At 69.9% G+C, this 12,291-nt stretch carries 10 protein-coding genes; 5 read left to right on the forward strand and 5 right to left on the reverse strand.

The window, feature by feature from the left end; genetic code table 11:
- The first annotated feature begins 30 nt into the window (after positions 1-30).
- On the forward strand, positions 31-1,875 hold the full coding sequence (locus ABFX36_RS05375) for a penicillin-binding transpeptidase domain-containing protein (RefSeq protein ID WP_346075282.1): 1,845 nt from the start codon (positions 31-33) through the stop codon (positions 1,873-1,875).
- Between the two features lie 8 nt (positions 1,876-1,883).
- On the opposite strand, the gene ABFX36_RS05380 is transcribed toward ABFX36_RS05375, so the two are convergent.
- Genes ABFX36_RS05380 through ABFX36_RS05390 form a run of 3 tightly spaced genes read right to left on the reverse strand, consistent with a single transcriptional unit; the run spans position 1,884 to position 4,820 of the window.
- On the reverse strand, positions 1,884-2,675 hold the full coding sequence (locus tag ABFX36_RS05380) for a heme ABC transporter ATP-binding protein (protein WP_006897880.1): 792 nt from the start codon (positions 2,673-2,675) through the stop codon (positions 1,884-1,886).
- Positions 2,669-3,826 carry a FecCD family ABC transporter permease gene (locus tag ABFX36_RS05385; RefSeq protein ID WP_428832042.1) on the reverse strand — a complete coding sequence of 386 codons (1,158 nt, stop codon included), beginning with the start codon at positions 3,824-3,826 and terminating at the stop codon, positions 2,669-2,671. The genes ABFX36_RS05380 and ABFX36_RS05385 overlap by 7 nt, the downstream gene beginning before the upstream one ends.
- Positions 3,819-4,820: an ABC transporter substrate-binding protein gene (locus tag ABFX36_RS05390; RefSeq protein ID WP_082781262.1), complete on the reverse strand. Its 1,002-nt coding sequence runs from the start codon at positions 4,818-4,820 to the stop codon at positions 3,819-3,821. Before ABFX36_RS05390 ends, ABFX36_RS05385 begins: the two co-directional genes overlap by 8 nt.
- A 127-nt stretch (positions 4,821-4,947) precedes the next feature.
- On the opposite strand from ABFX36_RS05390, the gene map reads away from it, so the two are divergent.
- From map to ABFX36_RS05405, 3 genes are read left to right on the forward strand one after another with little or no spacing between them, the layout of a single operon-like run.
- A complete protein-coding gene (gene map / locus ABFX36_RS05395; protein ID WP_062366811.1) occupies positions 4,948-5,814 on the forward strand; it encodes a type I methionyl aminopeptidase in 867 nt (288 codons plus the stop codon).
- An 8-nt stretch (positions 5,815-5,822) separates the two neighbouring features.
- Complete coding sequence (locus ABFX36_RS05400; RefSeq protein WP_156150469.1) at positions 5,823-7,394, forward strand: cobyric acid synthase; 1,572 nt, start codon at positions 5,823-5,825, stop codon at positions 7,392-7,394.
- On the forward strand, positions 7,363-8,190 hold the full coding sequence (locus ABFX36_RS05405; RefSeq protein WP_006897875.1) for an alpha/beta fold hydrolase: 828 nt from the start codon (positions 7,363-7,365) through the stop codon (positions 8,188-8,190). Before ABFX36_RS05400 ends, ABFX36_RS05405 begins: the two co-directional genes overlap by 32 nt.
- Positions 8,191-8,215: 25 nt before the next feature.
- Here ABFX36_RS05405 and ABFX36_RS05410 read toward each other — a convergent pair whose 3' ends face one another.
- The gene (locus ABFX36_RS05410) at positions 8,216-9,616 is read right to left on the reverse strand and encodes a mycothione reductase (protein WP_006897874.1); all 1,401 of its coding nucleotides are present in this window, start codon (positions 9,614-9,616) and stop codon (positions 8,216-8,218) included.
- Positions 9,613-10,644 (reverse strand): alpha/beta hydrolase, encoded by a 1,032-nt coding sequence (locus tag ABFX36_RS05415; RefSeq protein ID WP_039868030.1) that lies wholly within the window; start codon positions 10,642-10,644, stop codon positions 9,613-9,615. Before ABFX36_RS05415 ends, ABFX36_RS05410 begins: the two co-directional genes overlap by 4 nt.
- A gap of 209 nt (positions 10,645-10,853) precedes the next feature.
- On the opposite strand from ABFX36_RS05415, the gene mqo reads away from it, so the two are divergent.
- Positions 10,854-12,290, forward strand: coding sequence for a malate dehydrogenase (quinone) (gene mqo / locus ABFX36_RS05420; RefSeq protein WP_372452493.1), 1,437 nt, complete (start codon positions 10,854-10,856; stop codon positions 12,288-12,290).
- The last annotated feature ends 1 nt before the right edge of the window (position 12,291 follow it).

A 12,291-nucleotide genomic window follows, 5' to 3' on the forward strand; every position in this document is an offset into this window, starting at 1 on the left:
ACCGCCCGCTCGTCCTCTATGATCGGGCCGATGCCCAGTACACTCCGAGCGCGCGTGCGTCGCCCTCATCGCAGCCGGTCGACGGTGCCGTGCCTCGTCGTGGTGCTGGCGCTGCTGGCGACTCTGACGGCGTGTACGACGCAGGACGACGGTCCCCGGTCGGCTGTTCAGACCTTCCTCGACCGGTTCGCCGACCGCGACTTCTCCGGCGCGGGGGCGGTCACCACCGATCCGGACCGGGCTCGCGATCAGCTCGCGCAGACGTGGACCGGACTGGCGGCGGACTCGATGTCGGCGACCGCCGGGCGGGTGCGGATCGATCAGGACGTCGCGGACGTGCCCGTCACCTACACCTGGACCCTGGCCGGCGGCAGATCGTGGGAGTACTCGGCGAACATCGCGCTCGGCCGCGGCGACACCGGCTGGTCGGTGCGGTGGAAGTCGTCGGCGATCCATCCCAAGCTCGGCGCCGACCAGCGGCTGGCGATGTCGCAGACCAGTCCGCCGCGGGCGGCGGTCAACGAGTCCGACGGTTCGGAGGTGATGGTCGACGGCACCGTGGTCGGGGTGTCGTTCGACGCCGCGAAGGCCGCGGCCGGGGGAGGCGTCAGCGATTCGGCGCACCGTCTGGTGGACGTCCTGGGTCCCCTGATCCCCGGACTCGACCCGCAGGCGATCGCCGAGAAGTCGACGGCGCGGAGCGATCCGCTGCCGATCGGCCGGATCCAGACCGCGGACTTCGACCGGCTGCGCGACCGGCTGGCCGTGCCGGGAATCGTGACCGAGGACCAGGCCGTTCTGGTTCCGCGGGACCCCGGATTCGCACCGTCGGTGCTCGCGAAGGTCAAGGACGAGGTCTCCGGCGGCCTCACCGGGTCCAGCGGGTGGCGGGTCTCGGTGCTCAACCCCAACGGACTGGTCGCCGACGTGGTCGCCGACGAGTCGGGCACGCCCGCGCCCGCGGTCCTGCTGACCCTGTCGCGGTCGGTGCAGGACGCGGCGCAGCGCGCGGTGAACGCCGTCCAGGGGAAGCAGGCGATGCTCGTGGCGTTGCAGGCGTCGACCGGCAAGATCCTCGCGATCGCCCAGAACCGCGATGCCGATCGTGACGGCCTCATCGCCACCTCCGGTCTGTACCCGCCGGGTTCGACCTTCAAGATGGTCACCTCCGCGGCGGCCTTCCACGACAAGATGACCGATCCCGACGCGATCGTGCCGTGTCCCGGCGAGATCCACATCGGTGAGCGTTCCATCCCGAACTACGACGGCTTCTCGCTCGGGGCGGTGCCGCTGCGCTCCGCCTTCGCCCACTCCTGCAACACCACCTTCGCCGACCTGGCCAGCCGGATGGGGCCCACCGATCTCACCCACGCGGCCGCCGCGATGGGGCTGGGAGAGGTGTACCGGGTGCCCGGTCTGGACGTGAAGTCCGGCTCGGTGCCCGTCGAACCCGGGCTGGTGGCCCGCAGCGAAGACGGTTTCGGACAGGGCCGGGTGCTGGCGAGCCCGCTCGGCATGGCGCTCGTGGCCGCGGCCGCGGCCACCGGCAGGGCTCAGGTCCCGCAGCTCATCGACGGACGCGAGACGACGGTGACCGGCCCGCAGGCCGCGCTGTCGGACGAGGTGTACCAGCGGCTGCGGCCGATGATGCGCGCGGTGGTCACCGAGGGAACGGCGACCTCGATCGCCGGATCGGGCGAGGTGTACGGCAAGACGGGCGAGGCGGAGGTCGCGGGCGGATCGCACGCGTGGTTCGCGGGCTATCGCGGCGACATCGCGTTCGCGACTCTCATCGTGCTCGGCGGCGACTCCACCAATTCGGTGAATGTGACGCGCGACTTCCTCGACGCGATCCCCGCGGGCTACCGGCCGTAGCCTGCGGTTCACCGCGCGGGTGTGATGATCCGTTCGCCGGTGTCGGGGTGGTCCCAGATCAGGACCGGATGATCGTAGGTCTCCGACAGCAGGTCGGCGGTCATCACCTCGTCGACGGCGCCGGTCGCGAGCAGCCGTCCGGCCTTCATCACGGCGACGCGGTCGGCGTAGGCGGCCGCGAGCGTCAGATCGTGCACCACGAGGATCACCGTGGCGCCCGCCGCCGCACGGCGCGACAGGATCGTCAGGACCTGTTCGGTGTGCCCGATGTCGAGTGCGGCGGTGGGCTCGTCGAGCAGCAGGACCGGTGTGTCCTGCGCCAGCGCACGGGCCAGCGAGACTCGTGCCTGCTGCCCGCCGGAGAGCTGCGGGAACGGCCGATTCAGTAGATCTTCCAGCCCGCATTCGGCGATCGCGGCGTCGATCAGTTCCTCCGACTGCACCGCCTGCGGGGTGCGGGTCCACGGGAATCGGCCCATCTCGACCACTTCGCGCACCGTGAACGGTGTGTCGGCCCGGTTCTGCTGCGTCACGAGCGCGCGGGCGCGGGCGAGAGTGAGCGAGTCGGCCCGGTGGACGTCGATGTCGCCGATGCGCACGGTCCCGGACTCCGGTGCGCGGACTCCGGAGACCGCGGACAGCAGGGTCGACTTCCCGCATCCGTTCGGGCCCACGAGGGCCAGGATCTCGCCGGGGTGCGCGGCCAGGTCGACGCCGTGGACGATCTCCCGGCGGCCGATCCGGACGGTGACGCCCTCGGCGACGACTCCGCCGTGCACGGCGGTCTGCCCGGTCACCATCGTGCCGCCGCATTCCGCTGGCGCAGCAGGAGGAAGAACACCGGGCCGCCGATCAGCGAGGTGAGCATGCCGAGCGGCAGTTCGCCGCCGGTGAGTGTGCGCGCGGCGAGGTCGGCGGCGGCGATCACCAGTGCGCCGCCCAGGGCGCTCGCCGGAAGCAGCAGGGCGTGCCGCGGGCCCACCAGTAGGCGCATCACGTGCGGGACGATCAGGCCGACGAACATGATGATTCCGGTGAACGCGACGCCCGCCGCGGTGAGCATCGCGACCAGGACGATCACCTGGCGTCGCACGGCCTCCACGTTGACGCCGAGGGCGGCGGCCTGCACTTCGCCGAGGGCGAGCAGGTCGAGCTTCTTGACCAGCACCATTCCGCCCGCGAGGCCGGCGAGGGCGAGCGGTGCGACGATCTTCACCTGAGTCCACGAGACGTTGCCCGCCAGCGAACCGAGCTGCCAGAAGACGATCTGCTCGCGGGCTGCGGTGGAGGCGACGTAGGTCAGATAGGCGATGATCCCGAGCGCGAAGGCATTGACGGCGATACCCGTCAGGACCAGCATGATCGTCGACGACGCACCGTCACGGATGCTCAAGACGTAGACGCCGGCCGTGGTGAGGAGCCCGAAGAGCGCGGCGGCGCCGGCGACGGCCCAGCCGTTGGTTCCGGTGCCGCCGATCACGATCATCAGGCAGGCGCCGACCGCGGCTCCGGACGAGACGCCGATGATGCCCGGCTCGGCGAGGGGATTGGCGAGCACTCCCTGCAGCAGGCAGCCCGCCGTGCCGAGAGCGAGCCCGACCAGCAGCCCGAGCAGGATCCGCGGGAACCGCGAGACCCACAGCGCGTTCTCGCCCTGTGGATGCGTGGGCAGGGGACCGATGTCGAGGTGCCAGTGGTGCGCGATGGAGCCGAGCACCTCCAGAGGCGGAATGTGTACCTGTCCGGTGCCCGCGGAGACGACGACCACCACGCCGAGCAGGACGAGCGTCGCCGCCATCACCCACAGTGCGCGGCCGCGGAAGACCGACAGCGCGGCCGTCAGTCGATACCGCAACCCGGGAGCGCTGTCGGACCGCGGGTCCCGTGGTGCAGTGTTCCCGTGTCCGGCGTCAGTGTGCCGCGGCTCGGCGCGGTCGGCGAGATCAGACATAGATCGCCTTCGCCAGCGCGCTGAGGACCAGACCGGTGTCGGGACCGAACATGAGGATCTGCGTCTCGTCCATCTCGACGATGCGCCGGTTGCGCCCGGCGGAGGTGTCGGCCACGGCCGGCAGCTGAAGGACCTTGTCGAGGCCGCCGACCGAGTCGGCGCCCTGGGTCATCACGAGCAGTACGTCGGGATCGGCCCGGATCATCGATTCGGCGCTGACTTGCGTGAACGGCGCGGTCAGGCCTGCCTTGGTGCCGGCGTCGCGACCGCCGAGCGCTTCGATGAGATCGTCCGCACCGGAACCCGGACCCGCGAGCAGGATCAGATGTTCGCCGCGGATGTACAGAAAGCCGATGGTCGGATCGCCGGTCGGGCGAGGGAGGAGGGCGCGGGCGTCGGCGATCTGCTTCTCGGTGCGCGCCACCAGTTTCTCGCCCTGCGCGGGTACGCCGAGCGCGGCGGCCACATCGCGGATGAGCGCGGGGCTGCCGGCCACCGACCGCTGGCCGGTGAAGACCGACACCGGGATGCCCGCGGCACGGATCTGGTCGACCGCACCCGCGGGTGTGGCGTCGTCGGTGACCAGGACGATGGACGGATTCTGCGCGAGGACGCGTTCGGGGTTGATCGCGTGGCCGGTCTCGGTCACGTACGGCAGCCGCGAGGCCGACGGAAAGGTGGTGGAACGGTCGCGGCCCACGACGTGCGTGCCCAGGCCGAGCGAGAAGACGATGTCGCCCAGCGTGCCGTTCCGATCGAGCGCGATGATCCGGTCGGCGCGGGGGCCCGGCACCACGGCGGAGTCGACCGGGACGACGTCGGCGTCCGGGAGCGCCGCGGTGGCGGGGCCGGAGCGCAGTGTCGCGCTGGTCGCGGTGGCGGTCGCGCCGGTGTCGATGGGCTCGGTGGTGCATCCGGATACGAACAGTCCGACGACCAGCAGCAGGGCCCAGACAGGGGCGATCGACATCGCGGACCGGGTAGGAGCCGTCACCTGAATCCGCCTTGTCATGCTCACAGTTCTGTTAGGCACACCTTACTGGTTGGTACCTCCTCGACGCACATCGGTGCGATTCCGGCCGAGCGGTGTCCGCGGCGGAGGCGTCCGTAGAATTTCCGTCATGACAGTTCGCGCACCACTGGTTCCCGGCGTCGTGGCTCCGACGCTGCCCGTCCCCGACTCGATCGAACGTCCCGAGTACGCGTGGAAGGACTCGGTGAACGAGGGCCACGAACCGTGGGTGCAGACCCCGGAGACGATCGAGAAGATGCGCGTGGCGGGCAGGATCGCGGCCAACGCCCTGGCCGAGGCGGGTCGGGCCGTCGCTCCGGGAGTCACGACAGCCGAACTCGACCGGATCGCCCACGAGTACATGATCGATCACGGCGCCTACCCGTCGACGCTGGGCTACAAGGGATTCCCGAAGTCCTGCTGCACCTCGCTGAACGAGGTGATCTGTCACGGCATCCCCGATTCGACGGTGATCGAGGACGGCGACATCGTCAACATCGATGTGACGGCCTACATCGACGGTGTGCACGGCGACACGAATGCGACGTTCCTCGCCGGCGACGTCTCACCGGAGGCGCGGGATCTGGTGGAGCGGACCAGGATCGCGACCGAGCGCGCGATCAAGGCCGTCAAACCCGGTCGCGCGCTCAACGTGGTGGGCCGGGTGATCGAGGCGTACGCGAACCGCTTCGGGTACTCGGTGGTGCGCGACTTCACCGGCCACGGGATCGGTGAGACCTTTCACAACGGTCTGGTGGTGCTGCACTACGACCAGCCGAGCGTCGACACCGTCCTGGAACCGGGGATGGTCTTCACCATCGAGCCGATGATCAATCTGGGCGGCCTCGACTGGGAGATGTGGGACGACGGCTGGACCGTGGTGACCGCCGACCGCAGGTGGACCGCGCAGTTCGAGCACACCCTCGTCGTCACCGACACCGGTGCCGAGATCCTGACGCTGCCCGACGAGAGCTGACTTCGGGGGTGAGCGGCGCACTTCTGGTCGGTGGCACGAGCAGCGACGCGGGCAAGAGCCTGATCGTCGCCGGACTGTGCCGGGCGCTGGCGCGTGACGGGATCACGGTGGCGCCGTTCAAAGCGCAGAACATGTCGAACAATTCCGCCGTCACCCTCGACGGCGGTGAGATCGGCCGGGCGCAGGCGCTTCAGGCGCAGGCCTGCGGGCTGGAACCGGACACGCGATTCAACCCGGTGCTGCTGAAGCCCGGCGGTGACCGGCGCTCGCACGTGGTGGTGCGCGGACGCACGGTCGGCGAGGTCGGGGCCGCCGACTATCAGCTCTGGCGTACCCGGCTGGCGGGTGTGGTCGCCGACGAACTCGCGTCGTTGCGACGGGACTTCGACGTGGTGATCTGCGAGGGCGCGGGCTCGGTCGCGGAGATCAACCTCCGCGCCACCGACATCGCGAACATGGGATTGGCCCGGGCGGCGAACATGCCGGTGGTGCTGGTCACCGACATCGACCGCGGCGGATCGCTGGCCCATCTGTTCGGCACCACGGCGGTCCTCGACGCGGACGACCAGGCGCTCGTCGCCGGATACATCGTGAACAAGTTCCGCGGCGATCCGGCGATCCTCGCTCCCGGACTGGAGATGGTGCGCGAGCGCACCGGGCGACCGACCTTCGGCGTGATCCCGTTCGCCGACGGTCTCCGGCTCGATGCCGAGGATTCGCTGGCCGCATCGGTCGGCGCCCGCGTGGGCGGACCTCGCGGCGTGGGCGGCGCCGGACGGGAGCGGATGTCGGTGGCCGCGATCCGGTTGCCCCGCATCTCCAACAGCACCGATGTCCTGGCTCTGGCGTGCGAACCCGACGTCGACGTGACGTGGGTCGACGACCCGTCGGCGGTCCGGGCCGCGGATCTGGCGGTGCTGCCCGGAACCCGCGCGACCCTCAGCGACCTCGCGTGGCTGCGGACCACCGGTCTGGCCGATGCGCTGATCGAACGTGCGCAGCGCGGCCGGCCGGTGCTCGGGGTCTGCGGCGGCTTCCAGATGCTGTGCCGGAGCATCGTCGACACGGTGGAGTCCGTCGGCACAGCGACGTCGGGTGTCGCCCGGCCCGTCGAGGGGCTGGGGCTGCTCGACGTCGACATCGAGTTCGCCGAAGACAAGACCCTGCGGACCTTCGACGGTCACGCGGCCGGTGAGCCGGTGCGCGGATACGAGATCCATCACGGGGTCGTGGTGCGCAGCGAGGAGCAGCCCTGGCTCGACTCCGCGGCGACCGGCCCCGAGGGCGCCCGCAGGGGAGCGGTCTACGGCACCCACTGCCACGGCGCGCTGGAGAGCGACGGCTTCCGCCGCGTCTTCCTGGCCGAGATCGCGCGGCGGGCGGGCCGGACGGGCTTCACCGCCGATCCGCGGCTGTGCGTCGCGCAGGTGCGCCGGTCGCAACTGGATCTGATGGCCGATCTGGTGTGCGAGCACCTCGACATGCCGAGTATCCACGGGTTGATCGAGGGCGGCCCGCCCGCGGTGCCCACCGTCCTATCCTGGCTTGGTGAACACCGCGCACCTGACCGTAGAGCATGACGGACTGACCTTCGACGTCGAGGAGAGCGGGCCCGCTCGAGGACCGTGGGTGGTGCTCCTGCACGGGTTCCCGGTGAACTCGCGGTGCTACGACGACGTGGTTCCGCGCGTGCACGAGGCCGGGCTCCGCACCCTGCGCATCGATCAGCGGGGCTACAGTCCCGGCGCCCGGCCCGAGGAGGTCGACGCCTACCGTCTCGACACGCTCGTCGGCGACGTCATCGGGATCCTCAACCACCTCAACATCTCGTACTCGATGGTCGTCGGCCACGATTGGGGCGGGATCGTCGCCTGGCATCTGGCGGCCAAGCATCCCGACCGCTTCACCGGCCTGGTGGCCGTCAGCACCGGACACCCGTCCGCGATGCGCGATGCACTCGCGGCGGGCGGCGATCAGCGTGAGCGGTCGGCCTACATCAAGGATTTCATCGCCGACGGCGCGGAGGAGAGGCTGAGCGCCCGAGACGGCGTCCTGCTCCGGCGTGCCGGCGTGACCGGCGAGGAACTCGCGCCGATCCTCGAGCCGGGTGCGCTGACCGGTCCGCTGAACTGGTATCGCGCCAATTTCACCGGCGACGTCGCGGCCACCCTGGCCTGCCCGCCGGTCGAGATCCCGACCACCATGGTGTGGAGCGACGGCGACGCGGCTCTGGGACGCGAACAGGCCGAGTTCAGCGGCCGATACGTCTACTCCGACTTCCGCTTCTCCGAACTCCACGGCGTCGACCACTGGATTCCCGAGAATGCGGCGGCCGCTCTGGCGAGCGAGATCTCCCTGCGGTCCTCGCGCTTCTGAGAACCCGCTCGGGCCGCCGCCGCCCTCACTCCAGGTCCAGGCCGAGGAGTGCGTTCTCGAGCACCTCCGGCATGGCGGGATGGATCCAGTACTGGCCGCGGGCCATGTCCGGCACCCGGAGACCGAAGCTCATCGCCTGGATGACGGGCTGGATCACGGTGGACGCCTGCGGACCCATCAGATGCGCGCCGAGCAGTTCACCGCTGCGACGATCGGCGATGAGCTTGCAGAATCCGGTCGTGTCCTCCATCGCCCAGCCGTAGGCGACGTCGCCGTACTCCTGCACCTTGACGGCGATGTCGCGCCCGGTCTCGCGGGCCTGCGCCTCGGTGAGTCCGACGGTGGCGATCTGCGGATGGGTGAAGACCGCGGCCGGCACGTACCGGTGGTCGAACGAGGCCAGCTCGTCGGCGTGCCAGCCGAGCAGCAGATTCTCCTGGACCACACGCTGTTCGTGGTTGGCGACGTGCTTGAGCTGGAACGGTGAACTGACATCGCCGAGCGCCCACACCTCGGGAGCCGGTGTGCGGCCGTGTGCGTCCACCGGCACGCGGCCGTCGGCGAGCAGCTCCACACCGATCGTGTCGAGGCCGAGGCGGTCGCCGTTGGGTGTCCGGCCGGTCGCGACGAGCAGGGCGTCGGCATCGACGTGCCGGCCGTCGGTGAACGAGAGCCGGACGCCGTCGTCGCCGAGGTCGATCGCACCCGCGAGCGTGCTGTCGAGCCGGACGTCCCACTGCCGGCGGGCCACCGCGGTGAATCGCTCGCTGACGTCGTCGTCGAGCCGGCGCAGCAGCCGTCCGCTGCGGGCGACGACGGTGACGTCCACGCCGAGAGCGGAGAAGACGTGGGCGAACTCGGCGGCGATGTATCCGCTGCCGAGGATCGCCATCCGCTTCGGCAGGGCGGGCAGGCGCATCACGTCGCTGTTGGTGTAGTGATGAACGCCCGAATCGGCGATCACCTCAGGAATCTCCGACCGCGAGCCCGCGGCGACGACGACCTTGCGGGCCAGCACCAGGTCGCCGTCGTCGGTCACCAGGCGGTATCGGGCCGACTCGTCGTCGCGGCCGTCGAAGCGGACGTGGCTGGAGTAGACGGTGACGTTGTCGCAACGCTCCACCCGGTACTCCTTGCCGCCGGCCGAGATCGGGTCGATGCGGCCGAAGACCCGGTCGACGATGGCGGGCCAGTCGACCGATTCGACGCTCGCCTCGACGCCGTACCGGGCCGCCGACCGGACGGTGTCGGCCACGTCCGCGGCGTAGACGAACATCTTCGTCGGAATGCACCCGACGTTGAGGCAGGTGCCGCCGTAGACGCCCTCCTCGAAGATCGCGATGCTCATCGCGTCGAAGCGTTCGTCCGGGATGGAGTTGCCGCTTCCCGAACCGATGATCGCCAGATCGACCTGCTGAGCGCTCATCGCCGCGCCCCCTCGCCGAAGATCGTGTGCAGCCAGTTCTGCACTTCGTCGTAGGCGATGCGCCGGGGCGTCTCCAGAGAAAGGAAGACGTCGTGGCGGGCGTCGGGGACGGCCACCGCCCACACGCGACGGCCGATCACGCCGGACCACTGCGCGATCTGCTTCACGTCGAGCACGCAGTCAGCGGTGTCGACCGCAGGCTCGTAGGCCCCGGTGAAGCGGGTCTTGTCCGATCGCAGGACCAGGGCGGGCACGCCGATGTCGAGCCCCCGGTGCAGGCGATGCTGTCCCGCGCGGACGGCGGCCAGCCAGCCGAAGGTCACCGGGAAACCGCCGAGCGGCTTGCGCCGCAGATCGTAGGTCCACTCGCCGTGGGCGTCGGCGGACAGGCTCTCGCCGTACGCTGCCGAGAGTTTCTGCGGCAGCACGGCTTTGGCCCGAACTCGGCCGACTCCGCGGATCAGCAGATTGACGGCGTCGGTGCGCAGCAGGGGATCGCCCTGCAAGTCCAGCCAGGGGCTGTTGAGGACCAGCCCCTTGATGCGGCGGTGCCGGTCCGGATCGGTGCGCCGGAGTCGGTCGAGCCAGAGCGGCGTGATCAGTCCTCCGGTGGAGTGGGCGACCACGATCACCCGAGCCGGCTCGTCGCCGGACCCGGATTCCTCGGTCACGACATCGAGTGCCGCGTTCAGCTCCTGGTCGTAGAACTCGAGGTCGGTGGTGAAGTGCGGTTGCTGCCCGTCCAGGAGCGACCGCCCGCACTTGCGCAGATCGAGCGCGTAGAAACCGTAGCCCCGATCGTGGAAGAACTCGGCCAGCTCCTCCTGGAAGAAGTAGTCGGTGAAGCCGTGGACGTACAGGACCGTCCCGGCGGTGGCCGGTTCCGCTCCGGCCTGGCGGATCAGGGTGGCCTCCACGGCGCCCTCGCCGTCCGGGTCGTCGCCGAGGGGGATGGTCAGCACTTCGTATCGGTCGAGGAGTTCGTCGGGACGCCATTGCCGGCTTTTCACGCTGCTCACGCCGACCAGCTTAGGCCGCACCCGTCGGTGCGCGGATCGGGCGTCGGCGTGGCACCCGGTGTCGCACACCCCACACTTGCGCGCACCGATGCTGCCTCAGACAACGCGATGGTGAACAATGATCCGCGATACAGGTCGTGAATGCCCTATGGGTGGAGGAGTTCAGCAGCGTGGCCAAGGTGATTAAGACAGACGTGGCGCTCGTCGGTGCCGGAATCATGAGCGCCACGCTCGGCGCGCTGCTGCGCCGACTGGAGCCCAGCTGGTCGATCAGCCTGTTCGAGCGCCTGGAGGCGGCCGCCGCCGAGAGCAGCGACCCGTGGAACAACGCCGGCACCGGCCACTCGGCGCTCTGCGAGCTCAACTACACGCCGGCCGACGCCAACGGCGACATCGACATCACCAAGGCGCTGAACATCAACGAGCAGTTCCAGGTCTCGCGGCAGTTCTGGGCCTACGGTGTCGACAACGGCCTGCTCGGTGCGCCCGACGAGTTCATCAACCCGATCCCGCACGTGAGCTTCTGCCACGGCGCCGACGGCGTCGAGTACCTGCGCAAGCGCCATGCGGCGCTCTCGAGCCACACCCTCTTCGAGGGCATGGAGTTCATCGACGACGACGCCGAGTTCGCGGCGCGGCTGCCGCTGATGGGCGCCGGCCGCGACTACTCCGATCCGGTGGCCCTGAACTGGTACACCCAGGGAACCGACGTCGATTTCGGCGCGCTCACCCAGCAGCTGCTGAACTTCGTCGGCCGTGACGCCGACCTCTACTTCGGGCACGAGGTCCGCAACCTCACCAAGCAGTCGGACGGCAGCTGGGTGATGAAGATCCGCAACAACCGCACCGGCGAGAAGGTTCGCGTCGAAGCGAAGTTCGTCTTCGTCGGCGCAGGCGGCGGCGCACTGCACCTGCTGCAGAAGTCGGGCATCTCCGAGGCCAAGGGCTTCGGCGGCTTCCCGGTCAGCGGCGAGTTCTTCCGCTGCACCAACCCCGACGTGATCGCACAGCATTCGGCGAAGGTGTACGGCCAGGCCGCGGTGGGCGCCCCGCCGATGTCGGTGCCGCACCTGGACACGCGCGTCATCAATCACGACAAGGGCCTGCTCTTCGGCCCGTACGCGGGCTGGTCGCCGAAGTTCCTCAAGACCGGCGGCGTCATGGACCTGCCGAAGTCGGTGAAGCCGGGCAACCTGCTGCCGATGATGTCGATCGCCCCGCAGGAGTTCGGTCTGCTCAAGTACCTGATCTCCGAGCTCGCCGCGAGCCCCGCCGACCGCGTCAAGACGCTGCAGGACTTCGCGCCGCGCGCCGTCGGCGAGGACTGGGAGCTGATCACCGCCGGTCAGCGCGTCCAGGTGATCCGCAAGACCGGTGTCGGCGGCAGCCTCGAGTTCGGCACCGCGGTGGTCGCGGAGGGCGACGGCACGCTCGCCGGTCTCCTCGGAGCGTCGCCGGGCGCCTCGACCGCGGTTCCCGCGATGATCTCGGTGCTTCAGCAGTGCTTCAGCGGTCGTTTCGAGGGCTGGAAGAGCACCCTGACCGAGATGATCCCGTCGTTCGGCCAGAAGCTCGACGAGAACCCCGCCCTGTACCGCGAGTTGTGGGACTGGACCAACCGCAGCCTCCGGCTCACCGCGCGGCCCGACGCCTGAT

It is taken from the genome of Gordonia cholesterolivorans, assembly GCF_039531975.1.
GTDB classification, from domain to species: domain Bacteria; phylum Actinomycetota; class Actinomycetes; order Mycobacteriales; family Mycobacteriaceae; genus Gordonia; species Gordonia sihwensis.